Annotated in this window: 24 protein-coding genes and 1 pseudogene; 12 read left to right on the plus strand and 13 right to left on the minus strand. The window is 71.6% G+C overall.

The annotated features are described in order from the left end of the window. On the plus strand, positions 1–784 hold a 784-nt coding region (locus H0487_RS14195), incomplete at its 5' end, for an ATP-dependent DNA ligase (protein WP_446685570.1). A 66-nt stretch (positions 785–850) separates the two neighbouring features. After that, positions 851–1,555 carry a TetR/AcrR family transcriptional regulator gene (locus H0487_RS14200; RefSeq protein ID WP_183094887.1) on the plus strand — a complete coding sequence of 235 codons (705 nt, stop codon included), beginning with the start codon at positions 851–853 and terminating at the stop codon, positions 1,553–1,555. 63 nt (positions 1,556–1,618) lie between these two features. Here H0487_RS14200 and H0487_RS14205 read toward each other — a convergent pair whose 3' ends face one another. Further along, positions 1,619–2,902, minus strand: coding sequence for an acetyl-CoA C-acetyltransferase (locus tag H0487_RS14205; RefSeq protein WP_183094888.1), 1,284 nt, complete (start codon positions 2,900–2,902; stop codon positions 1,619–1,621). Between the two features lie 168 nt (positions 2,903–3,070). On the opposite strand from H0487_RS14205, the gene H0487_RS14210 reads away from it, so the two are divergent. Together H0487_RS14210 and H0487_RS14215 are read left to right on the plus strand one after the other, a co-directional pair. Next, the gene (locus tag H0487_RS14210) at positions 3,071–4,405 is read left to right on the plus strand and encodes a 3-oxoacyl-ACP reductase (RefSeq protein WP_183094889.1); all 1,335 of its coding nucleotides are present in this window, start codon (positions 3,071–3,073) and stop codon (positions 4,403–4,405) included. Position 4,406: 1 nt separating this feature from the next. After that, positions 4,407–5,252 (plus strand): MaoC family dehydratase, encoded by an 846-nt coding sequence (locus tag H0487_RS14215; protein ID WP_183094905.1) that lies wholly within the window; start codon positions 4,407–4,409, stop codon positions 5,250–5,252. A 3-nt stretch (positions 5,253–5,255) separates the two neighbouring features. Here H0487_RS14215 and H0487_RS14220 read toward each other — a convergent pair whose 3' ends face one another. The 6 genes from H0487_RS14220 to H0487_RS14245 are packed head-to-tail and all read right to left on the minus strand — an operon-like array spanning position 5,256 to position 11,128. After that, a complete protein-coding gene (locus H0487_RS14220; protein WP_183094890.1) occupies positions 5,256–7,274 on the minus strand; it encodes a hypothetical protein in 2,019 nt (672 codons plus the stop codon). Next, positions 7,271–7,408, minus strand: a complete 138-nt coding sequence (locus H0487_RS14225) for a hypothetical protein (protein WP_183094891.1) — start codon at positions 7,406–7,408, stop codon at positions 7,271–7,273. The genes H0487_RS14220 and H0487_RS14225 overlap by 4 nt, the downstream gene beginning before the upstream one ends. A 13-nt stretch (positions 7,409–7,421) precedes the next feature. Further along, positions 7,422–8,444, minus strand: coding sequence for a TIGR00180 family glycosyltransferase (locus tag H0487_RS14230; protein ID WP_183094892.1), 1,023 nt, complete (start codon positions 8,442–8,444; stop codon positions 7,422–7,424). Further along, on the minus strand, positions 8,441–9,244 hold the full coding sequence (locus H0487_RS14235) for a sulfotransferase domain-containing protein (protein ID WP_183094893.1): 804 nt from the start codon (positions 9,242–9,244) through the stop codon (positions 8,441–8,443). Before H0487_RS14235 ends, H0487_RS14230 begins: the two co-directional genes overlap by 4 nt. Beyond that, the gene (locus H0487_RS14240) at positions 9,241–9,897 is read right to left on the minus strand and encodes a sialate O-acetylesterase (RefSeq protein ID WP_183094894.1); all 657 of its coding nucleotides are present in this window, start codon (positions 9,895–9,897) and stop codon (positions 9,241–9,243) included. The genes H0487_RS14235 and H0487_RS14240 overlap by 4 nt, the downstream gene beginning before the upstream one ends. Before the next feature lie 4 nt (positions 9,898–9,901). After that, positions 9,902–11,128, minus strand: coding sequence for a TylF/MycF/NovP-related O-methyltransferase (locus tag H0487_RS14245; protein WP_446685571.1), 1,227 nt, complete (start codon positions 11,126–11,128; stop codon positions 9,902–9,904). Here H0487_RS14245 and rfbF point away from each other — a divergent pair. Genes rfbF through H0487_RS14280 form a run of 7 tightly spaced genes read left to right on the plus strand, consistent with a single transcriptional unit; the run spans position 11,009 to position 16,712 of the window. Continuing rightward, positions 11,009–11,773: a glucose-1-phosphate cytidylyltransferase gene (gene rfbF / locus H0487_RS14250; protein ID WP_312855949.1), complete on the plus strand. Its 765-nt coding sequence runs from the start codon at positions 11,009–11,011 to the stop codon at positions 11,771–11,773. The genes H0487_RS14245 and rfbF overlap by 120 nt on opposite strands. 7 nt (positions 11,774–11,780) lie before the next feature. Then, positions 11,781–12,845 (plus strand): CDP-glucose 4,6-dehydratase, encoded by a 1,065-nt coding sequence (gene rfbG / locus H0487_RS14255; protein ID WP_183094896.1) that lies wholly within the window; start codon positions 11,781–11,783, stop codon positions 12,843–12,845. Further along, positions 12,842–14,077: a class I SAM-dependent methyltransferase gene (locus H0487_RS14260; protein ID WP_183094897.1), complete on the plus strand. Its 1,236-nt coding sequence runs from the start codon at positions 12,842–12,844 to the stop codon at positions 14,075–14,077. Before rfbG ends, H0487_RS14260 begins: the two co-directional genes overlap by 4 nt. After that, positions 14,077–14,628, plus strand: a complete 552-nt coding sequence (locus tag H0487_RS14265; protein ID WP_183094898.1) for a dTDP-4-dehydrorhamnose 3,5-epimerase family protein — start codon at positions 14,077–14,079, stop codon at positions 14,626–14,628. The genes H0487_RS14260 and H0487_RS14265 overlap by 1 nt, the downstream gene beginning before the upstream one ends. Beyond that, positions 14,625–15,122 (plus strand): acyltransferase, encoded by a 498-nt coding sequence (locus tag H0487_RS14270; protein ID WP_183094899.1) that lies wholly within the window; start codon positions 14,625–14,627, stop codon positions 15,120–15,122. Before H0487_RS14265 ends, H0487_RS14270 begins: the two co-directional genes overlap by 4 nt. Before the next feature lie 7 nt (positions 15,123–15,129). Continuing rightward, positions 15,130–15,933, plus strand: coding sequence for an NAD-dependent epimerase/dehydratase family protein (locus H0487_RS14275; RefSeq protein ID WP_183094900.1), 804 nt, complete (start codon positions 15,130–15,132; stop codon positions 15,931–15,933). Beyond that, complete coding sequence (locus tag H0487_RS14280) at positions 15,918–16,712, plus strand: cephalosporin hydroxylase family protein (protein ID WP_220793414.1); 795 nt, start codon at positions 15,918–15,920, stop codon at positions 16,710–16,712. The genes H0487_RS14275 and H0487_RS14280 overlap by 16 nt, the downstream gene beginning before the upstream one ends. Positions 16,713–16,748: 36 nt before the next feature. Here H0487_RS14280 and H0487_RS14285 read toward each other — a convergent pair whose 3' ends face one another. The 6 genes from H0487_RS14285 to H0487_RS14310 all read right to left on the minus strand — a co-directional run bounded on the left by H0487_RS14285 (position 16,749) and on the right by H0487_RS14310 (position 23,514). Then, positions 16,749–18,011 carry a methyltransferase domain-containing protein gene (locus H0487_RS14285; RefSeq protein ID WP_183094901.1) on the minus strand — a complete coding sequence of 421 codons (1,263 nt, stop codon included), beginning with the start codon at positions 18,009–18,011 and terminating at the stop codon, positions 16,749–16,751. Next, the gene (locus H0487_RS14290) at positions 18,008–18,871 is read right to left on the minus strand and encodes an acyl-CoA thioesterase (protein ID WP_376766682.1); all 864 of its coding nucleotides are present in this window, start codon (positions 18,869–18,871) and stop codon (positions 18,008–18,010) included. Before H0487_RS14290 ends, H0487_RS14285 begins: the two co-directional genes overlap by 4 nt. Next, on the minus strand, positions 18,868–19,821 hold the full coding sequence (locus tag H0487_RS14295; protein ID WP_312855948.1) for a PAC2 family protein: 954 nt from the start codon (positions 19,819–19,821) through the stop codon (positions 18,868–18,870). The genes H0487_RS14290 and H0487_RS14295 overlap by 4 nt, the downstream gene beginning before the upstream one ends. A gap of 34 nt (positions 19,822–19,855) precedes the next feature. Continuing rightward, a complete protein-coding gene (locus tag H0487_RS14300) occupies positions 19,856–21,121 on the minus strand; it encodes a gluzincin family metallopeptidase (protein WP_183094902.1) in 1,266 nt (421 codons plus the stop codon). Further along, the gene (gene dxs, locus H0487_RS14305; RefSeq protein ID WP_183094903.1) at positions 21,102–23,021 is read right to left on the minus strand and encodes a 1-deoxy-D-xylulose-5-phosphate synthase; all 1,920 of its coding nucleotides are present in this window, start codon (positions 23,019–23,021) and stop codon (positions 21,102–21,104) included. The genes H0487_RS14300 and dxs overlap by 20 nt, the downstream gene beginning before the upstream one ends. A gap of 64 nt (positions 23,022–23,085) precedes the next feature. After that, positions 23,086–23,514, minus strand: coding sequence for an NUDIX domain-containing protein (locus tag H0487_RS14310; protein WP_183094904.1), 429 nt, complete (start codon positions 23,512–23,514; stop codon positions 23,086–23,088). Positions 23,515–23,550: 36 nt separating this feature from the next. Between H0487_RS14310 and H0487_RS14315 the strand changes: the two are divergent. Then, positions 23,551–23,897 (plus strand): annotated as a pseudogene (locus tag H0487_RS14315) (hypothetical protein); the annotation flags it as partial.

Below are 23,897 nucleotides of genomic sequence, written 5' to 3' on the forward strand. Positions count from 1 at the left end.
GGTCGCCGCCGTCGAGGCGCTGGAGGCGGCCGACGTCGTCCTCGACGGCGAGGCGATCGCGCTCGACGCCGACGGTCGTCCGCGGCCGTTCCAGGAGACGGCGGCCCGCACGGCCTCCACGGTGGACCGCACGACCGCGGTGACGCCGTACTTCTTCGACCTCCTGCACCTCGACGGCCGCGACCTCGTCGACCTCCCGGCCGCGGAACGGTGGGCCGCCCTGGACGCACTGGTTCCGGAGGAGCACCGGGTGCCGCGCTGGCGCGGCACCGACCCCGCCGAGGCGCGCGCGTTCACCGACCGAGTGCTGGCCGACGGCCACGAGGGCGTCGTCGTCAAGGATGCCTCCGCGCCGTACGCCGCCGGCCGCCGTGGCGCCGCCTGGGTCAAGGTGAAGCCCGTCCACACCCTCGACCTGGTCGTCCTCGCCGTCGAGTGGGGCTCGGGCCGTCGCCACGGACTGCTCTCCAACATCCACCTCGGTGCCCGCGACCCGGCGGACCCCGACCGCTTCGTGATGCTGGGCAAGACGTTCAAGGGGATGACGGACGTGATGCTGGCGTGGCAGACCGAGCGGTTCCAGGCGCTCCGGACCGAGGAGACCGACGGGGTCGTGCGCGTGCGGCCAGAGCAGGTCGTCGAGATCGCCTTCGACGGCGTCCAGCGCTCCACCCGCTACCCCGGCGGCGTCGCCCTCCGGTTCGCCCGCGTCGTCCGCTACCGCGACGACAAGACGCCTGAGCAGGCCGACACCCTCGACACCGTCCTCGCGCACCTCGGCTGAGCGGTCGCGGCGTCGTCGGTGCCACATTCGTGCAACTCCGAGTTGCACATCGCGTACAGTTCGACCATGGCGAGCGGGTCACCCCAGGTCGACGGACGTCGCAAGGCTGCGGCAGCACGGCGCCGTGCGCGCAAGGAGCAGATCATCGCGGCCACCCGGGAGCTCTTCGACTCCCGCGGCGTGCGCGACGTGCAGATCGAGGAGATCGCCAGCTCGGTCGGGATCAACCGGGCGATCGTCTACCGACACTTCACCGGCAAGGAGGAGCTCTTCGCGCTCACCCTGGTCGGCTACCTCGACGAGCTCCACGACGCGATGCAGGCGGCGGTCGAGTCCTCCCCCGACGCCCGCGACCAGCTGAGCGCGGTGGTCGGCGCGTTCTTCGACTACGGCGTCGCCCACCCGGCGTTCGTCGACTGCGCGCTGGCGCTGATGGTCCGGCCCGGCGACGAGCTCCTCGACGACATCTCCGAGGGCGCCCTCTTCCGGCTCGGCCGCGGCATCACCTCGTGCATGACGATCCTGTCGCGGGTGCTGCGCGACGGCGTCGGGTCCGGCGAGTTCTCCTTCGGCGGCGACCCGGTCATCGTGGCCAACACGATGTACGCCTCGGGCCTCGGCGCGCTCCAGCTCGCGCGGCTCGGCATCCTGGTCACCGAGACCGCCCCCGGGCTGCCCACGGTCGCCGAGCTGTCGGCCGACCAGGTGCGCGACTACGTCGTGTCCTCGGCGCTGGCGCTGGTCTCTCCCCCGAGCTCGGTCCAGGCCTGACCTGACCTACGACGAAGGCCCGTCCGGATCACCGGACGGGCCTTCGTGTCGAGCTCGGCTCGATCAGGCTTCCATGATCGCGACGACGCCCTGGCCGCCGGCGGCGCAGACCGAGATCAGGGCGCGGCTGCCCTTGCCCTTCTCGGCGAGCAGCTTGGCGGTGTTGGCGACGATCCGGCCACCGGTCGCGGAGAACGGGTGACCCGCGGCGAGCGAGGAGCCCTTGACGTTGAGCTTGGCGCGGTCGATCGAGCCGAGCGGCGCGTCGAGGCCGAGGCGCTCCTTGCAGAACACCGGGCTCTCCCACGCGGCGAGGGTCGACAGGACCTGCGAGGCAAACGCCTCGTGGATCTCGTAGTAGTCGAAGTCCTGCAGCGTGAGGCCGTGGCGCGCGAGCATCCGCGGGACGGCGTAGGCCGGCGCCATGAGCAGGCCCTCGTGGCCGTTGACGAAGTCGACGGCCGCGACCTCGGAGTCGACGAAGTAGGCGAGCGGGGTGAGCCCGTGCGCCTCCGCCCACTCCTCGGACGCGAGCAGCACCGCGGAGGCGCCGTCGGTCAGCGGGGTCGAGTTGCCGGCGGTCATGGTGGCCGCCTCGCCCTTGCCGAACACCGGCTTGAGGGTGGAGAGCTTCTCGAACGAGGAGTCGGCGCGCAGGTTGTTGTCGCGCTCCAGACCGCGGAACGGCGTGATCAGGTCGTCCTGCCAGCCGGCGTCGTACGACGCGGCGAGGTTGTGGTGCGACGTCACGGCGAGCTCGTCCTGCGCCTCGCGGGTGATCTGCCACTCCAGCGCGGTCAGGGCCTGGTGGTCACCCATCGACAGGCGGGTGCGGGGCTCGCCGTTGGAGGGGATCGCCAGGCTGATGTCGCCCGGGCGGATCGTCGCGAGGATCGCCAGCCGGTCCTTGTTGGACTTCGCGCTGTTGAGCTGGATCAGCTTCTTGCGCAGCTTCTCACCGATCGCGATCGGGGCGTCCGACGTGGTGTCGACGCCGCCGCCGATGCCCGAGTCGAGCTGACCGAGCTTGATCTTGTTGGCGATGTAGTTGATCGCCTGGAGGCCGGTGCCGCAGGCCTGCTGCAGGTCGACCGCAGCAGTCTCCGGAGCGAGCTTGGTGCCGAGCACCGACTCGCGGACGAGGTTGAAGTCGCGGCTGTGCTTGAGCACGGCGCCACCGGCGACCTCACCGATGCGTTCACCCTCCAGCCCGAACCGCGACACCAGGCCGTCGAGAGCGGCCGTCAGCATCTCCTGGTTGGAGGCGGTGGCGTAGGCACCGTTAGAGCGGGCGAAGGGGATGCGGTTACCGCCGATGACAGCGGCCCGACGTACAGATTCAGCCATGTTTCCTATCCTCAACCTTCAGGCCCGTCCAGAGAACCGTTTGAGGGCCAGATCACGAAATGTGGACTCAGAGTTACACATCGGGTTACATAAGGCGAGCGGGCGTGGCCCGCAGACCGTCAGCACACCAGAACGACGACCTCAGAGCTTCGGAGGCACAGCAGCATCATGAGCGACAAGTACCAGGGCTTCACCTCGTCCCCCATCGGCAAGCTGCTGGTGAAGAACCTCGGGCTCCCCAACCCGACCAAGCTCGACCGCTACTCCGCAGGTGACCCGTTGGTCCAGGGCACCATCGTCACCGGCGGCACCGGCCGTCTCGCCGAGTCCCTGCCCGGCCTCCTCGACACGCTCGGCATCGCCTCCACCACCGCACAGGCGGAGGGTGAGAAGTACAAGGGCCTCGTCTTCGACGCCACGGGCATCACCACGGTCGAGGGCCTCGGCGCCCTCCAGGAGTTCTTCACGCCGCTGATGCGCAGCCTCCAGAGCTGCGCCCGCGTCGTCGTCATCGGTACGCCGCCGGCCCAGGTCGAGGGCAGCGAGCGCATCGCGCAGCGCGCGCTCGAGGGCTTCACCCGCAGCCTCGGCAAGGAGATCGGCAAGGGCAGCACGGTCCAGCTGGTCTACGTCGCCGAGGGCTACGAGGCCTCGGTCACCTCGACGCTCGGCTTCCTGCTGAGCCCCAAGTCCGCCTACGTCTCGGGCCAGGTCGTCCGGATCGGCGCGCACAAGGAGAAGAAGGCCACCGACGTGGCCGACTGGACCCAGCCGCTCGCCGGCAAGGTCGCGTTCGTGACCGGCGCGAGCCGCGGCATCGGCGAGGAGATCGCCCGGGTGCTGCACCGCGACGGCGCGACCGTCGTGGGCCTCGACGTGCCGCAGGCCGCCGACGACCTGGTGAAGGTCATGAAGGAGCTCGGCGGAGACTGGCTCACCCTCGACATCACCTCCCCCGACGCGCCGCAGCGGATCGCGCACCACCTCAAGGAGAAGCACGGCGGCGTCGACATCGTCGTGCACAACGCCGGTGTGACGATGGACAAGAAGCTGGCCAACCAGTCGCCCGAGCGTTTCGGCAAGGTCCTCCAGATCAACCTCGAGGCGCCGGAGAAGATCACCGCCGAGCTGCTCGCCCAGAAGGTCGTCAACGCCAACGGTCGGATCATCGGCGTCGCGTCGATCGCGGGCATCGCCGGCAACCTCGGCCAGACCAGCTATGCCGCGTCCAAGGCCGGCGTCATCGGTTTCGTCGACTCGCTGAGCGATCAGCTCAAGGACGGCATCACGATCAACGCCGTCGCGCCCGGCTTCATCATCACCCAGATGACCGCGGCCGTGCCGTTCGCGACCCGCGAGGTCGGCCAGCGGCTCAACGCGATGTCGCAGGGCGGTCTGCCGGTCGACGTCGCCGAGACGATCGCCTGGTACGCCTCCCCCGCCTCCACCGCCGTCAACGGCAACGTGGTCCGCGTCTGCGGCCAGATGATGCTCGGTGCCTGACATGGCCGTGCCCGTCATGCTCAAGGCCGCGCTGCCCGCCATCCCGGGCGTCAACCAGCTCCCCGGGATCAAGAAGTCCGGTGGCGCGCTCCCCGACGTCGAGCTGCGCCGCGACGACGTCGTCGTCACCCGGTCCGAGGTCGACCGCTACGCGGCGGTCTGCGGCTTCCCGGCCAAGGACGTGGCACCGGTCCCCTACCTCCACATGCTCGCGTTCCCGTTGCACATGGAGCTGATGACCAGTTCGAAGTTCCCGTTCCCGGCCATCGGCTCGGTGCACCTCGAGAACTCGATCACCCAGCACCGTCCGGTCGCGATCGGCGAGACCGTCTCCCTCTCCCTCAGGGCCGACAACCTGCGCAAGAGCACCAAGGGCCGCGCCTGGGACATGAACGTCGTCGGCACCGTCGGTGGCGAGGTCGTGTGGGAGTCCGTCTCGACCTACCTGCGGATCGGCGGCGGCGACAAGGAGAACGGCGACCCCGGTCGCTCGTTCACCCCGGTCGAGGCCAAGGGCCCGGTGTGGAGCCTGCCGGACAACCTGGGCCGGACGTACGGCGCCGTGTCGGGCGACCGGAACCCGATCCACCTCTACCCCCTCACCGCGAAGGCCCTCGGCTTCCCGCGCCACATCGCGCACGGCATGTGGAGCAAGGCCCGTTGCATCGCGGCCCTCGAGAACCGACTGCCGGACAAGGTCCAGGTCGAGGTCGCGTTCAAGAAGCCCATCTTCCTGCCGGGCAAGGCGCGGTTCGGCGCCGAGGCCAACCCGGCCGGTTGGGACTTCACCCTGGTCAACCCCAAGACGGGTGCTCCGCACCTGGTCGGGCGGACGACCGCACTCTGACGCTCAGGCGAGGGACCGCTGCAGCCGCAGCCACCGGTCGCGGTGCGGTCCCTCGCCGGCGTGGAGGTCGGCGAACTCCGCCGCCGTCTCGCCCAGCAGGTCGAGGGCGCCGTCACGGTCGCCCTTCGCCGCCACCAGCCGGACCCGCGAGAGCGCGGCGAGGTGGCGCCACTCGTCGCCGACGCCCGCCGTCGGCACCGCGTCGTGGTAGCGCAGGCATTCCTCCAGCGACGCGTCCGTGAACGGGTCGTGGGACGCCGCGTCCGCCGGCACCGCCACCACGCAGCCGAGGACCGCCACGGACCGCACCTGGCCGTCCCACCGCAGGTGGTCGGCGAGGAACCCGAGGGTGACGTTGAGCCAGGGCTGCTGGTCGGCATAGACCTCGCGCACCACCAGTGCCGAGCCTGCCAGCAACGCCGGCAGGAAGCCGGCGAGGGCCCGCGCTGTCGCGGCCGCCGTGGCGCCGAGGTCGACGTGCAGCAGCTCGACGGGTGAACCGTCCCACGGGTGGTCGTCGAGCTCGCCGAGGTGCAGCGCCACCAGGTCGTCGTACGGCGCGACCGTCCGCTGGAGCCGCGGCGCGAAGCTGTCGCCGAGGTGGACGGTGACCCCGCCGAACGTGCGCTCGCGCTTCGCCGCCGAGCTGGCCGGCGCCGGCAGGAACCCTCGCTCGAAGCCGTGGACCGGTCGCGCTCCACGGAACTGCGCGAGCGGGGTCGAGGCCAGCACCGGGTTGACGCGCAGCCCCTCCGCAGCCGCGACCAAAGGGGCTCCGAGGAAGCTCCCGAGGTCGACGATCGCGCCCCGCCCGCTCCAGGTCCGGGCGGCGAGCTGCTCGACGAGCGCCTGCTCGGGGCCCGAGGACATGGATCCCGGGGCGGGCCGCTCCTTCACCGCGGCGACGCCGGCCGCGAGGTCGACGTCGCGCAGAGCGGTCGTGCCGACCGCGCTGTCGCCGAGCATCGGCAGCACGGTGCGTCGTCCGTCGATCGTGTCGTCGACGCCGGTCCAGCCCCAGATCCGGTAGATCGACCGGTTCCCGATCTGACCGACGGCGCGGTCCAGGCGCATCCGCGCGTCGCCGCCGGTCGCCGGGTCGGCGAGCACGTCGGCGTACTCCTCGGTGAGGGAGTGCAGGTGGTCGATCGCCTCGCGGGGCCGTCCCTTGTGCGCCATCAGCCAGCCGCGCGACACGGCCAGGCGGAACGCCCAGGACCGGCCGAGGTCCCCGAAGGCGGTGGCGTCGTGGTAGCGCAGGCAGTCGTCGAAGGTGCCCTCGACGAACGGGTCGTACGACGCCACGTCGGCCGGGACGGCGCGAGTGCTGGAGTAGACCGAGCTGCTGCGGACCTGGCCCTCCCACCGGAAGTAGTCGGCGAGGAAACCCATCGTCACCTTGATCCAGGGCAGCCGGTCGAAGAAGAAGTCCTGGTTGATGAGGGTCGACGCGCCCGGGATCATCGCAGGCACGAACTCCCGCGACACGTGGGCGTTGAGCTGCGGGGTCTTGCAGACGTCGATGAACGCGATCTCGATCGGCGACCCGTCCCACCGCTCCTCGTTGAGGTCGCCGATGTGCAGCTCGATGTGGCGCCGGTAGGGCGCGACGGTGCGCTCCAGGATGGGGACGAAGTCGTCGCCGAGGAAGTACTCGACCCCGCCGAAGCTCCGGCGCCGGTCGACCGCCGGGTCGGACGGCGCCGGCAGGAACCCGAGCTCGTAGCCGTGCACCGGCTTGCCCTGGGGGAACGAGAGCAGGTCGAGCGAGCCGAGAGCGGGATGGTCGAGCAGACCCTCCGCCTCGGCGACGAGCGAGGAGCCGAAGAAGCTGCCGCCGTCGATGATCGCGCCGTCGCCGCGCCAGGTGCGGGCGACGAGGGAGGTCAGCAAGGCCCGCTCCTCGACGGTCAGCATCCCCGGCACGTCGCCCTGCTCGAGGAGCCGCGCGATCGCGTCCGGGAGGTCGAGGCCCGCCAGCAGGTCGCCGCCCTGGATCCCCGGGGCGAGGGTCCGGATCATGACCCGTCCGGCTCGATCACCAGCAGGTCAGGGAACGTCACCCTGATCCGGAAGCCGATGTCGGCCATCAGGTCGCGGGGTCCCTCGGCATCCGGTGCCGGCGCCGCGGTGCTCGGAGCGTCCGGGCTCGGCACGCCCGGACCCTGGTCACCAGGACTCATAGGTGTCCGCCTCCCCTGCGTTGTCCGTCGACTCCAGCGTCTCGGCCAACCGCGCCGCGATGAACTCCAGCCGCTCGGCGTGCTTGGCCCGCTCGGGCGTACCCGCCCGGAACAGGTCGGCGAACAGCTGGCGCGCGCCCTCCACGATCGGGGTGTTGTACGGCGGCCGCTCGGTGAAGCCCGCGAGCCGGTACGGCGGCGCGCCGGCGAGCGCCGCGACCCGGCGCGAGATGACTGTGCGCACGGCGTCGGCCGCCGTGTCCGGGTCGAGCCCGTCGGCGTGGGACAGCCGTTCCAGCAACCGGTCGTGGAGGTCGAGGACGTCGTGCGCCCGCCGCAGGTAGACCAGCGGCTCCTCCGCCCGGTAGTAGCTGTGGACGTAGTTGCGGGTGCAGATGAACCCCAGGTCGGGGATCGCGATGAACTTGCCGTGCGACAGGTCCATCAGGCCGACCCCGAGGTCGAAGAACCCGGGCATGCTCCACTCGCGGAGGAACTCGTAGCGGTGGACGAGCAGCTCGCGGCGGGCGACGCCGTAGGTGGTCGTGAACGGCAGTGCCCCGAACATCCGCATCCGTCGGTCCGGGGTGTCTGCCGAGATGTGCCGGACCGGGTCGAGCCGGACGATCCCGTCGTCCGGGCTGGTGATGCCGATGTGGACGAGGTGACCACCGGCGGCGACCGCGTCGGGCTTCTCCTCGAGCCGCCGCTGCGCCCGGACCATCGTCTCCATGACCGGGTAGTCGTCGTCGGCGCCCATGACCACGTACTCGGAGTCGATGGTGCGCAGCACCTCGAGCAGCCGGTCGAAGAGCGACAGCGTCTCGTCGTAGGGGCGGTAGTCGACGGCGATCCCCGCCGCGGCGGCGACCTCTGCGTTGCGCTCCTTGAACTCCGGTGCCGAGCCGTCGGCGACGAGGAGGTCGACCTGCGGGTAGAAGCGGGCGTAGTAGTCGAGCACACCCTGGAGCGACGTCGGTCGGTTGCGGGTGGGGATGACGACCTTCACCGAGCGGCCCCGGACTGGTCGATGCCGATCGGCCGGAAGTCGACGTCGGGGTAGAACGAGCAGAAGTGCGCGACCCGCGCCTTGAGGTCGTCGGCCAGCACCTCGCCGCGCCCGGCCTTGCCGACGTTCTTGCGCATGTTGACGCCGGCGACGTCCTCGAGCGCCTGGGCGATCATCTCGTTGTTCCAGCCGAGCTTGCCGAAGCGCAGGATCTCGCGCAGCTGCGCGTGCGGGTCGGCGACGAGGTCCTCGTAGGTGACCATGATCCGGTTCTCGGCCTTGAACCAGCTGACGTAGAAGTGGATGTACCACGGCACGGCCATGTCGACGAGGAACTCGTACATGCGCTCCGGCTCCCAGTCGACCATCGTCTCGTCGACGTAGGCCGTCGGCGTGAACACCGAGGAGTGGGTCACGTGGTCGCGCAGGCTGACCACGATGTCGAAGATGTTGCGCACCAGGCAGACCGGGACGATCGCGTAGGCGTCGATGAGCGCCTGGGTCTCGGCGGTGTGCCGGATGTGGTTCTGCGCGACGAAGCCGCGCGGGCGGTCCTCGGTCTTGAAGAGTCCGGCGTCGAAGGCCTTGCGGAGCGTCTGGGTGGCGTCGAACGCGCGCTGGAGCTCGTTGATCCCGATCTCCTGCTCGCGGCGCTTGTACGACGGCACGATGTGCTCGCGACGGAAGCCGGGCAGCTGGGACAGCGCGGCGGACAGGAACGTCGACCCGCTCTTGGGCATGCAGGCGACGAGGACGGCCCGCGACTTCGGCGGCGTCGCCGGCAGCGCTCCGGCGGTCATCGGCTCGCCCCCGCCAGCACCGGCGCCAGCAGGCTGGCGAACCGCAGCAGCCCCTCGTCGTTGAAGTGGGTGTCGTCGCGGCGCAGCTGGGGGCCGAGCGCGTCGAGGTCGGGGCCGGCGACCGCACCGGGCACCGTGCGGGCCAGCTCGGTCTGCGCGCTGACGACGGCGGCGGAGGTCACGCCGAAACGGTACGACGTGCGGCAGATGATCCAGGGGACGGCCCCCACCACCGCGGTCACCGACGCGTGGAGCCGCAGGAAGTCGGCGGTGTAGTCGGCGGCCCTGGTCTCCAGGAGCGTGTCCTTCTCCCCCTGCTGCCACACGACGTGGGTGACGCCGTCGAGGTCGCCGTCGGCGACCCGCGTCATCAGCAGGTCGTGGCACGGCCCGCCCGGCGCCCACTCGGCGACCGAGGTGCCGCCCTGGGCAGCGAGCGTCAGCACGAACGGCGCGTCGTCCCCGACCGTCCCGAGCGCGGCGAGCTCGTCCACCACGCGGGGCCAGACGCTGCCCAGGTCCCCGGAGCCTCCGGGGACCGGGTCCTGGAGCGGCTGCGCCGTCCCGAGGTGGCGGACCTCCCCGCGCGCGGCGGTGCGCGGCGAGCCGCAGTGGTTGGCCAGGTTGGACTGGCCGATGGCGAGGACGTGCATGGCCTCAGCCCTCGGTCGCCGGGGGCTTGAGGAGGACACCCTGGCAGGTCGGCAGCATCAGGATCTCGACGCCGAGCTCGTCGGCGACCGCGTCGAGCGCGCGCCGTTGGGGCGCGTGCCGGGGGAAGCCGTAGTCGTCGAAGACGACGGGGGCACCGGGCGAGAGCAACGGCCAGAAGTGCCGCAGCGCGCCCACCTCGGGAACGGTCGCGTTCATGTCGATGTGGAGGAACGCGACCCGGTCGCCCTCGAACTCCGCCAGCGTGTCGGGGACCGCACCCTGGACGATCCGCACGTAGGGCTTGTCGGCGAAGTTGGCCCGGGCGACGTCCGCGACGTCCGGGTAGCGGTCACCGCGCGTCTCCTCGAGCGCCCGCTCCTCCGCGTCGAGCTGCTCGGGGACCAGGCCGCGGAAGGTGTCGAAGAGCCAGAACGTCCGGTCGGCGAACTCCTCGTCGCCGAGGTAGGCCAGCACCGCGCGCGCCGTACCGCCGGTGTCGACGCCGCACTCGACGAAGTCGCCGCGCACGTGACGGGCGGCGGCTGCCAGCTTCACCAGCGTCTGCACCCGCCAGCGGATGTCGCGGCCCCAGGCCGCGATCCCGGTCGCCTCGTCGTACGCCTGAGCGAAGCGGGGCTGGTCNTCGTACGCCTGAGCGAAGCGGGGCTGGTCGCGCCACGCCGGCTCCGCGATGGAGACGCAGGCGTCCTCGGCGAGCGGCGCCTGGCGCGCGATCCGGACGACCTCGGCCACCGACGCGTCTCCGGGGTGCTCCCCCAGGACCCAGGTGAGGGTACGGCGCAGCGCCTCGCCACTGTCCGGCTCCGCCAGACCGTCGATGACGCTGGCCACCAGGCGCGCGGCCGGGTCGGGGTAGTCCGTGGGGCGCAGGATCCTGACCAGCGCGGCGCCGATGGCGGCCGGATCGAGGTCCCTCCCCTGTCGCGCCAGGGCCACCAGGGGCGCCGCCTGGTCGGTGGGCAGCCCGTGCTCGTCGAGGAGTGCGGCCAGCTGGACCCGCAGGCGGGTTGTGTCCTCGGCGTCCGTCACCGGGCGCACTTTAGTAGGGTCGCGGCTGCAGACGGAGAAGAGGATGGACGCTTGAAAGCCGTGATCCTGGCCGGAGGCCTCGGGACCCGTATCGCCGAGGAGACCCAGGCCAAGCCCAAGCCGATGGTGATGATCGGCGGCCGACCCATGATCTGGCACATCCTGAAGCTCTACTCCCACCACGGGATCAACGACTTCATCATCTGCTGCGGCTACAAGGGCTACGTCATCAAGGAGTACTTCGCGAACTACGCCCTGCACATGTCGAACGTGACGTTCCACATGGCGACCGGCCAGATGACGGTCCACGAGCAGCGGGCCGAGCCGTGGACGGTGACCCTGGTCGACACCGGCGACGCGACGATGACCGGTGGCCGGCTGCGGCGCGTGCAGGACCATCTCCCGGACGACGAGCCGTTCGCGTTCACCTACGGCGACGGCCTCACCGATGCCGACATCAGCGACGAGATCGCGTTCCACCGCGCGCACGGCAAGCAGGCCACGGTCATGGCGGTCGAGCCGCCGGCCCGGTTCGGCGCTCTGCTCACGGCGGGTGACGCGGTCACGGGCTTCACCGAGAAGCCCGCAGGCGACGGTGCGAGCATCAACGGCGGCTTCTTCGTCCTGGAGAAGTCGGTCATCGACCTCATCGACGGCGACGCGTCGGTGTGGGAGCGCGAGCCGATGGAGAAGCTCGCCGCCGCTGGCGAGCTGATGGCCTACCGCCACCGTGGTTTCTGGCAGCCGATGGACACGCTGCGGGAGAAGTCGCTGCTGGAGTCCCTCTGGAGCAGCGGCGAGGCGCCGTGGAAGAAGTGGGACTGACGCGCTGATGCTGCCCACCCGCTCCTTCTGGGAAGGCCGACGCGTCCTGCTGACCGGCCACACGGGCTTCAAGGGGTCCTGGACCGCGCTCTGGCTCGAGCGGCTCGGCGCCGACGTCGCCGGCTACGCCCTGGCGCCGGACCAGTCCCCGGCGCTCCACGACCTGCTGGCGCCCTTCGACCGCGCGTCGTCCACGATCGCCGACCTCGCCGACCACGAGCGCCTGCGCACGGTGGTCACCGGGTTCGCTCCGCAGGTCGTCCTGCACCTCGCGGCCCAGCCGCTCGTGCGCCGTTCCTACCGCGAGCCGCGCGAGACGTTCGCGGCCAACGTCCAGGGCACGGTCAACGTGCTCGACGCGGCGCGGGAGGTCGAGGGACTGGAGGCCGTGCTCGTGGTCACGACGGACAAGGTCTACGCCAACGCCGGGGTGCCCACGGCGTTCGTGGAGGACGACCGCCTCGGCGGGCACGACCCGTACTCGGCGTCCAAGGCGGCCTGCGAGATCGCGACCGCCAGCTATCGGGCGAGCTTCCTCGGGCCGGCCGGGGTCGGCGTCGGGACCGCCCGCGCGGGCAACGTCGTCGGCGGCGGCGACTGGTCGGAGGACCGTCTGGTGCCGGACGTCTGGCGTGCGGTGCGCGCCGGGCGCCCGCTCGAGCTGCGCTACCCCGACGCGACCCGCCCCTGGCAGCACGTGCTCGAGCCGATCGCCGGCTACCTCCTCCACGCCGAGGCCCTCGCGTCGGCCCCGGCGACCGCTCCCCTGGCGCTCAACTTCGGCCCGGCGCCCGGCACCCCCGAGTCCACCGTCGCCGAGGTCGCCGACGCGGTCGCCCGCGAGCTCGGTGCCGAGCACGGATGGGTGCAGGCGCCCGGTGACCACCCGCCGGAGATGGCGACCCTCGCGCTCGACGCGTCCCAGGCCATCGCCACCCTCGGCTGGTCCCCTCGCCTCGACCCCGGTACGACGCTGCGATGGACGGCCGAGTGGTACCGCGACCACGACGCGGGAGCCGACGCCCGTGACCTGACCCTTGCCCAGATCGAGCGTTACGAGGAGCTGGCGTGAACCCCGAGCCCACCTGCCAAGGCTGCGGCGCCCCGCTGCACCGCACCCTGGTCGACCTCGGCCTGCAGCCGTTGTCCAACAGCAACCTCCGGCTCGAGGACCTCGACCGACCGGAGCCGGTCTATCCGCTCCACGCCCGGGTGTGCGACGTGTGCCTCCTCGTCCAGGTCGACAGCGTGGTCCCGCCCGACGCGATCTTCAACGACGACTACGCCTACTTCTCGAGCTTCTCGGAGAGCTGGCTGCAGCACTGCCGGGACTACGCGGAGATGGTCGTCGGCCGGTTCGGGCTGGGGGCGGAGAGCCAGGTCGTCGAGATCGCCTCCAACGACGGCTACCTCCTCCAGTACTTCGTCGAGCGCGGCATCCCGGTCCTGGGCATCGAGCCGTCGGCCAACACCGCGGCGGCCGCCGTGGCCAAGGGCGTGCCGACCGAGGTCCGTTTCTTCGGCCGTGAGCTGGGCGAGGAGCTTGCGGCCCGCGGCCTGTCAGCGGACCTGCTGGTCGCGAAGAACGTGATGGCGCACGTCCCGGACATCAACGACTTCGTCGCCGGGATCGCCGCGGTGCTCACGCCGGAGGGCGTCTTCACGGTCGAGTTCCCGCACCTGCTCCAGACCCTCGAGCAGGTGCAGTTCGACCAGATCTACCACGAGCACTTCACCTACCTGTCGCTCGTCGCGGTCGAGCGGGTCTTCGCGCGGCACGGCCTGCGGGTCTTCGACGTCGAGCAGGTGCCGACCCACGGCGGCTCGCTGCGGGTGTTCGTCTGTCGGGAGTCGGCCGCGCACGTTGCCTGTCCCGGCACCCAGCACGTCCGCGACCTCGAGTCGGCCGCCCAGATGGACCGCCCCGAGGGCTATGCCGGCTTCACCGGTGAGGTCGAGCGGGTCCGCAAGGAGCTGCTGGCGTTCCTGGCGGACGCGCGGGCGGAGGGCCGGACCGTCGCGGGCTACGGGGCCGCGGCCAAGGGCAACACGCTGCTCAACTACGCCGGCGTGACGACCCAGGACCTGCCCATGATCGCCGACCGGTCGCCGGCCAAGCAGGGCCGGCTGACCCCGGGTTGCCACATCCCGATCGTCGCCCCCGAGGAGATGCTGGCCACCCGTCCCGACTACGTGCTGATCCTCCCGTGGAACCTGCGCGACGAGGTCATCGCCCAGCTCGCGGAGGTCAGCGACCGGGGCGGACGGTTCGTCACCGCCATCCCGGCGCTCGAGGTGCGCTGATGCGCTTTGAGCCGCTCGCGATCGCCGGTGCCTTCGTCGTCCACCTCGACGAGCACCGGGACGAGCGCGGCAGCTTCGCCCGCACGTGGTGCGCCGACGAGTTCGCGGCCGCCGGCATCGACCTGGTCCCGGTGCAGTGCAACCTGTCGCGCAACACGACGGCCGGGACCCTGCGCGGCATGCACTTCCAGCGTCCGCCCCACGCCGAGGGCAAGCTCATCCAGTGCGTGCGCGGCTCGCTCTTCGACGCCTTCGTCGACCTGCGTCGCGACTCCCCCACCTTCGGCACGGCCGGGTGGGTCGACCTCGACGCCGACGAGGGTCGGCTGCTGTACCTGCCGCCCGGGCTGGCTCACGGGTTCGTGACGACCGCCGACCGCACCGACCTCTGGTACGGCATGGGCGCCCGGTACGTCGACGGCGCTGCGGCGGGCCTGCGCTGGGACGACCCGGACGTCGCCGTCCCGTGGCCCGTCTCCCCCACCACCCTCTCCGAGCGCGACGCCGCGCTCCCCCTCCTGTCCGAGCTGCCCGAGGAGCTGTTGTCGTGAACCCTCCGGTCACCATCGACGCCACCGCCCGCGTGTCCGCCCTCGCCGACCTCGAGTCGAGCGTGCGCGGCACCCGCCTCGTGATCGGGGCGCGGACCGTGATCGACAGCTTCGTCAAGGTCAAGCCCGCCGGCGGGTCCGGCGACGTCGTCATCGGTGACGACGTGGTCATCAACTCCGGCTGCGTGCTCTACACCGGCAACGGGATCACGATCGGCAACGCCGTCGCCATCGCGGCCAACTGCGTCCTCGCTCCCGCCAACCACCAGTACGACGACCCGGACGTGCTCATCCGCGACCAGGGCTTCCGAGCCAGCAAGGGTGGCATCGTGATCGAGGACGACGTCTGGATCGGCGCCGGATGCGTCATCCTCGACGGCGCCGTGATCGGCCGGGGCGCCGTCATCGGCGCGATGACCCTGGTCCGCGGCGAGGTCCCGCCGTACGCCGTCGCCGCGGGCAACCCGATGCAGCTGCGCGGGTCGCGACGGTGACCGCCTCGTGAGGTTCACCGTCTACGGGGCGTCCGGCTTCATCGGCGGGGCGCTCACCCGCCACCTCCGTGCCGCGGGGCACGAGGTCCACGCCCCGGCCCGCGACGAGGTCCCGTCCGGACCGCTCGGCCACGTCGTCTACGCCATCGGGCTCACCGGCGACTTCCGTACCCGCCCGTTCGACACCGTCGACGCCCACGTGACAGCGCTGACGGCGCGGCTCCGCGACGCGTCCTTCGACTCCTGGCTCTACCTCTCCAGCACCCGCGTCTACCAGTCCTCCGGAGAGGACGTGGTCGACGAGGACACCCCCGTGCGCGCCGCGCCGACCGCCGACGGCCTCTACGACCTCAGCAAGCTGCTGGGTGAGGCGGTGTGCCTGTCGCACCCGGACCCGCGTACCCGGGTCGCGCGGGTCGCGAACGTCTACGGCCCCGGCGCCCACGAGGACTCCTTCCTCGGCATGCTGCTCGGCGACGTGGCGGCCGGTCGCGACGTCGTCATCGGCGAGGCTCCCGACTCGGCCAAGGACTACGTCGCGGTCGAGGACGTGTGCGCGATGGTCGAGCACGTCGCGCTCGGCGGTCGGCACCGCCTGTACAACCTCGCCAGCGGGACCGCCGTGACCCACCGCGAGATCGCCGCCGTGCTGGAGTCGGTCACCGGCCGCCCGGTCGCCTTCGCCCCCGACGGCCCGACCCGCGTCCTGCCCCGGGTCGACGTACGCCGGGTCCGCGAGGAGTCCGGCATCGACCCGGATCCACTGCTCGACCGACTGCCTGAGATGCTCGCCCCATGGAGGACCCGATGACCGACCCGATCCGTGCATTCCGCGACGAGCAGCGCGCGTCGATCGCCACCTACGGCGAGCAGACCGCGTGGCAGGGCCTGACCCGCGAGTGGGTGACCGAGGCGTTCGCCCAGCGCTACATGTACAACTTCGACTGGCTCGGGCGACCGCTCATCCAGTTCCCGGCGGACATCGTCGCCTTCCAGGAGGTCGTCTGGGCGGTCAAGCCCGACCTCATCATCGAGACCGGCATCGCCCACGGCGGCTCGCTCGTCCTCAGCGCCTCGCTGCTCGCGATGCTCGACTACGCCGACGCCGTGGAGGCCGGCACCACGCTCGACCCGGCCAACCCGCGTCGCAAGGTCCTCGGCATCGACATCGACATCCGCGACCACAACCGCGACGAGCTCGACCGCCACCCGCTGCGGGCGCGGATCGACATGCTCCAGGGCTCGTCGGTCACCGACGAGATGGCCGCGCAGGTGCGCGAGCACGCCGCCGGCTTCCAGCGGGTGCTCGTCTCGCTGGACTCCAACCACACCCACGAGCACGTGGCCCGCGAGCTGGAGCTCTACTCCCCGCTCGTCTCCCCGGGCAGCTACTGCCTGGTCTTCGACACGATCGTCGAGGACATGGACGCCGAGGTCTTCCCGGACCGTCCCTGGGCACCGGGCAACAGCCCTCGCTCGGCGGTGCGCGAGTTCCTCGCCGCCAACCCGGACTTCGAGGTCGACGAGCAGGTCAGCGACAAGCTGCTGATCTCGGCGGCCCCGGGCGGGTGGCTGCGCCGCAAGGGCTGACCGCTCCGCGCCGATCCCCCTAGCGCGCCGGTCCCCCTAGCGCGGCGTCGCCACGCAGAGCACCGCGTTGACCGACAGCTCCCGCTCGGTGAGGTCGGGCATCGTCCGACGTACCCGCTCGAGGACCTCCGGGGTCAACCGCGCCAACGTCGCCGCGGACGAGCTGATCTCCTCCCACTGCTCGACGACGAAGTAGCGCTCGGTGAGCTCGCGCAGCTCGTCGAGCCGGATCCGGTTGAGCGTCGTCAGGTAGCGGTGGCCGGCGGGCAGGTGCGGCAGCTGGTCGATGTGGCGCCAGTCGACGACCTGCTGGTGCTCCGCCGAGGCCGGGTCGAGCTGGGCCGGCTGGACCGGCGGGTCGTGGTGGCCGTTCCAGCAGTAGTAGTTGTGGTGGTGGAACACCAGGCGGGTGTCCTCCTTGCACAGCGCGACCAGCCCGGCGAGCACCCGCTCGGGGTCCGCGAGGTGCTCGGTCACGTTGTGCAGCGAGATCGTGTCGAACCGCTCGTCGAAGCTCAGGTCCTCCGACTTGCCGCGGAACAGCCGCACGGCCGGCAGGTTCTCGGCGATGGCGCGCGGCGTGATGCCCATGTCGGCCCGCTCGCGGAGGCGCTTGTTGCGGGCGCTGGTGCTGTCGAGGTCCATCGCCGGGTCCAGGCCGAGGTACGACGTCGCGCCGGCGACGAGGAAACCGACGCCGAAGCCGCCGAAGCCGCAGCCCACGTCGATCACGCTCCGCCCGCGGACGTGCTCCTGGATCCGCCGCGGCCAGGTGATGTAGCCGAAGTCCGCGGACACCCCGATCAGGTGGGGGTCATAGCTCGCCAGCGCCCGGACCGGGTCCACGGCGTGGTGGAAGTAGGCGATCTTGGCCAGTGTCGGGTCCGAGGTCCAGTCGCCCACCAGGTCGAGGGCCGCCAGGCGTTGCACCGCCGCTCGGACGTCCTCGGTCGGAGCAGCGTTCCGGGCCGCGAGGTGACCGGAGTCGACGATCGCGACGTCGGCTGCCGCCTGGGCGACCAGCGTCGCGCTGTCCGTGCGGGCCTGCGCGACCTCGATCCGCGCCAGCACCCGGTCGGCGGCGGAGCGGTCCGGCATCAGGACGGCAGCCGCGTCGGCGTCGGCTCGTGCGCCGTCGAGGTCCCCCGTCGCCAGCCGAGCACGCGCCCGGAAGAACCGGGTGAGCCCGTGCTCGGGCCGCTCCGCGACCAAGGGTTCGAGGATCGCCAACGCAGCCGCAGGCTCGTCGGCGTCGATCAGCCGACGTACTTCCTGGAGCCCGGTGCGCGCGTCGGTCATCGCGTCCTGGGACGGATCAGGCCCTCCTGGGCGACGGTGGCGACCAGGGTCCCGTCCTGGGTGAAGACCCGCCCCAGGGAGAGCCCTCGTGCGCCGCTGGCCGACGGCGACCACTGGTCGTAGAGCCACCACTCGTCGGCGCGGAACGGTCGGTGGAACCAGATGGTGTGGTCGAGCGAGGCCATCTGGACGTCGTGGGGTCCGGTCTCGTGCGCCGCGAGCGCTGCCCCCAGCAGCGAGACGTCACTGGCGTAGGTGAACGTCGCCAGGTGCTCGAGCGGGTCGTCGGAGAGACGTCCGTCGATCCGGATCCAGACCTGGGTCTTGGACGGGTGCATCGGGTCCGGCTCGAGACCGTGCCGGGTGTTGCCGAGCCAGCGCACGTCGAGCGCCGCCCACTCCTTGCCGAGCCCGTCGTCCGAGCCGCGCTCGCGCATCAGGTCGACGAGGTCGAGCCCCTCCTCCGGCGGCTTGACCTCGGGCATCACGTCCTGGTGCTCGAGGCCGTCCTCGAGCCGCTGGAAGTTCAGCGACTGGTAGTAGATCGGCCGCCCGTGCTGACGGGCGAGCACCCGGCGGGTGGCGAACGACTTGCCGTCACGGATCCGCTCCACGTCGTAGACGATCGGGACGTTGTAGTCGCCCGGGAGCAGGAAGTAGGAGTGCAGCGAGTGGACGTGGAAGTCCGGGCCGACCGAGCGGGTCGCCGCGATCAGCGCCTGCGCGGCGACCTGGCCGCCGTAGACGCGCTGGCGCACCGACTCGGGCTGCTTGCCGCGGAACAGGTCGGTGTCGATCTGCTCCAGGTCGAGCAGGGACACCAGCTGGCGGGTGGCGTCGGCCATCTCCGGCTCGGTCACGGGGTTCCTCCGGTCTCGTCGGGCCGCTCGAGACCGGCCAGGAACTGCTCGAACTGCTGCCCGATCTCCTCGCCCGTGGGCAGCGGCTTGTCCTCCGCCAACAAGCTCGAGCCACTCTCCTCGGCGCGCGCGAAGGCGTCGTACTGCTGCTCGAGCGCGGAGACCACCTCACCGATCTCGGCGTTGGCCGAGAGGTAGCGCGCGATCTCCTCCTCGCGCTCCTCGGCCGCAGTGGCGAGGTCGGTCAGGTCGATGGTCAGCCGCGCCGCGAGCTCGACCTGCCCCAGCACGGCCAGCGAGGCGCGCGGGTAGTCGAGCTGGGCGAGGTAGTGCGGGACGTGGGCGACGAACCCGAGGGCGTCGTGGCCCCACTCGCCGAGCCGCACCTCCAGCAGCGCCTGGGCGCTGCTCGGGATGCGCAGCTCACCACGCCACGGGCTGGTGCCGCTCAGCAGGTCGGTGTTGTTGGCGTGGTGGGTGATCGCGATCGGCCGCGTGTGCGGGACCGCCATCGGCACCGAGCCCATCCCGACCACGAGGTCGACCGAGAACCGCTCGACCACCTCGAGGACCGCCCGGCAGAACGCCTCCCACCGGATGTCGGGCTCCGGGCCGTGGAGGAGCAGGTACGGCGTCCCGCCCGTGTCGTGGAGCAGACGGACCACCAGCCGGGGCGCGTCGTAGCCCTCGTAGTGGTCGCGCACGAAGGACATCGGGGGCCGGCGGGCCCGGTAGTCGTGGAGCTGGTCGACGTCGAAGGTCGCCACGACGACGCCACCGGCCCCGTCGGCGGAGCCGCCCTCGGCCACCAGGTGCCGGCACGCGATCGCGCCGGCGTTGCCCGCGTCGAGGAAGCCGTCGAGGGCCACGACGAGCCGCAGTCCGGCGATCCCCTCCAGCTCCGGCACGTCGTCGACGATGTGCACGAGCCGCGGGGGTGTCAGGGTCACGGGGAAACGATACTGACCGGGCGTCGGGGCCCGTTCACCCGTAGGTGCTGCGCATCAGCGCGATGCCGGCCTGAGCCAGCTCGGAGGTGGTCACCCCGAGCGTGTCGAAGACGACCGCCTGCTCGTCGCGACCCGCCGCGAACCCGTCGACGAGCGCCCACAACGCGTCCTCGCCGTAGGTCGCGGCGACGTACTCGCAGACCCACCACGCGACGCCGTACCAGCCCTCGGCGTCGGCCCCGCCGAAGGCCTCGTCCGGCGGCAGGTCGTTGACCCCCGTGGCGACGAGGTCGAGCGCGTCGGTCTGGAGGGGGCGCTGCACCGGGGCCAACGGCCGGACGGACACGTACTCGGCGAGCCCCTCGTCGAGCCAGAGCGGCGCCCGGCGGGCGTGGTCGCCGAGAGCGACGTGGGTGAGCTCGTGCCGCACCAGCCGGTCGACGACCTGCTCCCCCTCGTCGAGGACGTCCGGGCTCAGCACGACCCGGTACGACGCGACCGGCCCCTCGGGCCGCTCGGCGTCGCGCGGGACCGGCACCGTCAGCGCGTCGAGGTCGGCCGGCGCGGTCGGCAGCCCGTCGAGGCTCTCGAGGAACGCCAGGTCCGACAGGGTCGAGACCACGACGCCGCCGGGGTCCTCCAGGGTGTCGGGAAGGATCGACTTCACCTCGAACCGGCTCTGCGACACCGCCGAGAGCACCTCGTCGGCGAGCGGCAGTGTCGTCGCGTCGAAGATGCCGAGCACACCCGGCGCCTCGCGGACCTCGATCGGCCCGAGGTCCCACGGCTGCGGCTGGGTGTCGTGTCCGGCCTCCCAGCCCGCGTCGCGGGTCGAGGAGACCAGGTAGCGACGACCGTCGCGCGTGGGCGTGAAGCGCCAGCGGTCGCGGGTGACGACGGGCGCGACGTCGTACCCCTGGAGCTGGGTGCGGACGAGGACCTCGGCCCAGTAGGACCTGCCCGCCCGTTTCAGCGAGTCGTCGACGAGCGTGATCCGGTAGGTGGCGAGCGGCAGCTGGTCGAGGTTGTCGAGGTAGCCCTCCTGCTCGGCGACGAATGCGTCGTCACGCTGCCCGAGGGTGGCGGTGAACCGGACCGGGTCCCGGTCGCGGACCGCGCGTGCCCGCTGGCGCAGGGTCTTCTCGATCGAGGCGATGGCATCGCGGTCGGTGGGGTCGCTCGTGACCGGCGACTCGTCCTCCCCGCACGCCGTGAGGCTGGCGAGGGCGACGAGGGCGGTCAGCAGCGCGGCGAAGATCCGGAGCCGGCGTCCGGGACGGTCAGTGCTTCCCGTCGACATCGAGAAGCGTTCGGTCGACCGCAGCCTCGGCGGATCCGCTTCCTGCGATCTCGTGGACGATGTCGAGCGCGATCGTCTGGGCCGACAGGCCGATCCGCTCGAGGATGACTGCGCGCTTGGCGTGGTCGAGGAAGTCCTGGGGGATGCCGTGGATGCGGACGGGCGTGGCGATGCCCGCCGCGGACAGCGTCTGGAGCAGCACCGCGCCGACGCCGCCGATCACGCCGTTGTCCTCGATCGTCACGACCAGGCGGTGGTCAGCCGCGAGCTCGACCAGGGCCGGGTCGACCGGCTTGACCCACCGCGGGTCGACCACCGTGACGCCGATGCCCTGGGCGGTGAGCCGCTCCGCGACCTCGACGGCGGTGCCGGCCATCGAGCCGACGGCGACGACGAGGACGTCCTTGGCGCCGTCACGGACCAGCACGTCGATCCCGCCGACGCGGTCGATCGCCTCGATGTCGTCCGGCGGCGGGCCCTTGGGGAACCGCACCACGGTCGGGGCGTCGGCGACCTCGACCGCCTCGTCGAGCAGGTCGCGCATCCGGGTGACGTCACGAGGCGCCGCGAGCCGCAGGCCGGGGACGACCTGGAGGATCGACATGTCCCACATGCCGTTGTGGCTCGCGCCGTCGTCGCCGGTCACACCCGACCGGTCGAGCACGAACGTGACACCGCACTTGTGGAGCGCCACGTCCATGAGGACCTGGTCGAAGGCGCGGTTGAGGAACGTCGCGTAGACGGCGAAGACCGGGTGCAGGCCGCCGATCGCGAGGCCCGCGGCCGAGGTGGCGGCGTGCTGCTCGGCGATGCCGACGTCGAAGGTGCGCTCCGGGAAGCGCTGCTGGAACTTGTCGAGGCCGACCGGGTGCATCATCGCCGCGGTGATGCCGACGACGTCGGGGCGCCGCTCGCCGATCCGCACGATGTGCTCGGCGAAGTGATCGGTCCAGATGAGGCCCTTGGGCTTCTCCGCACCGGTCTGGACGTCGAACGGACCCGGCGCGTGGAACTGGTCGGCCTCGTGCCGCTCGGCCGGGTCGTAGCCGAAGCCCTTGCGGGTGATCGCGTGGACGATGACCGGACCGCCGTAGCGCTTGGCCTGGGCGAGCGCCTGCTCCATGGCGTGCCGGTCGTGGCCGTCGACCGGGCCGACGTACTTGAGACCGAGGTCCTCGAAGAGACCCTGGGGGGCGAGCGCGTCCTTGAGACCCTTCTTGACCGCGTGCAGCGCGTCGTAGGCCGTCGGGCCGACGGCCGGCACGGCGTTGACCCGCTTCTTGACCATGTCGAGCACCTGCTCGTAGCGCGGGTTGGTGCGAAGGCCGGTCAGTGCTGTCGCGAGGCCGCCGATCGTGGGCGTGTAGGAGCGGCCGTTGTCGTTGACGACCATCACCAGGCGGGAACCCTTGGCGATCGCGATGTTGTTGAGCGCCTCCCAGGCCATGCCGCCGGTGAGCGCCCCGTCACCGATGACCGCGACGACGTGCCGGTCCTCGCCGCGGATGGCGTAGGCCTTGGCGATGCCGTCGGCATAGCTGAGCGCGGTCGAGGCGTGGGAGTTCTCGACGATGTCGTGGTCGGACTCCGCCTGGCTCGGGTAGCCGCTGATCCCGCCCTCGCGGCGCAGCGTCCCGAAGTCGGCGGCCCGGCCGGTGACGAGCTTGTGCACGTAGGCCTGGTGGCCGGTGTCGAACACGACCCGGTCGCGCGGGCTGTCGAAGACACGGTGGATCGCGAGGGTGAGCTCGACGACGCCGAGGTTGGGCCCGAGGTGACCGGTGTTGGTCGCCACCGTCCGGATGAGGACGTCACGGATCTCGCTCGCGAGCGTCGTCAGCTCGGCCTCGGTGAGGTCCCGCAGGTCGCGGGGCGAGGTGATCCGGTCGAGGAGGGCCATGGAGCCGAGTTTAGGACGTCGGCGGTCGACTGCGGTGATCGCGGTGCGTCTCCGCCACCGCCCCTCAGGCTCGAAGAGACCGATAACGCTCGGAGAGGAGGAACTCCGGCAGGATCTGGGTCGCCGACGCGGTCAGCGGGAGGTCGCCGACCTGCGCCGGGTCGACGAACACGATCTGACGACCCTCACCCACGACGACGTCCGCGTCGGTGGCGGTCGTCGCGGCAGTGAACACGAAGGCGTCGTCGAAGGAGTCGTAGGCCTCGTGGAACACCGAGAACTCCCCCCACAGCTCCAGCAGCGGCGGCTCGACCCGGAGGCCGGTCTCCTCGAGCAGCTCACGGTAGGCCGCCGTCTCCGGGTCCTCGCCCTCGTCGACGTGGCCGCCGACGAACCCCCAGCGGTCCGGGTCGATCACCGGGTGCTCGTCGCGCTCCTGCAGCAGCACCCAGCCGCGGGGATCGACGAGCAGGATCGAGGAGAACCGGGTCATGACCGCCACCGTATCCCCGGCGCCTATCGTGGCCCTGTGATGATCCGACCGGTCGAGCTCGAGGCGATCCGCGCGGGTGAGATCGACCTCGCCTTCCGTCGGTGGGACCGCCCTCGGGTCCGCGTCGGGACCCGGTTGCGCACCGCCGTCGGCCTGCTCGAGGTCGTCAGCGTCGACCAGGTCGCGGCGTCCTCGCTGCGCGCGGAGGACGCCCGTCGCTGCGGAGCCTCCTCGCTCACGGCCCTCAGGGCCGCGCTGGCGGCGCGGGCCGACCGCCCGCTCTACCGGGTCGGCCTGCGGTACGCCGGCGTCGACCCGCGCGAGACGCTGCGGGCAGCCGTCCCCGACCCGGCGGAGGTCGCGGAGATCGTCAGCGGCCTCGA

It is taken from the genome of Nocardioides stalactiti (assembly GCF_014180715.1).
GTDB lineage: Bacteria > Actinomycetota > Actinomycetes > Propionibacteriales > Nocardioidaceae > Nocardioides > Nocardioides stalactiti.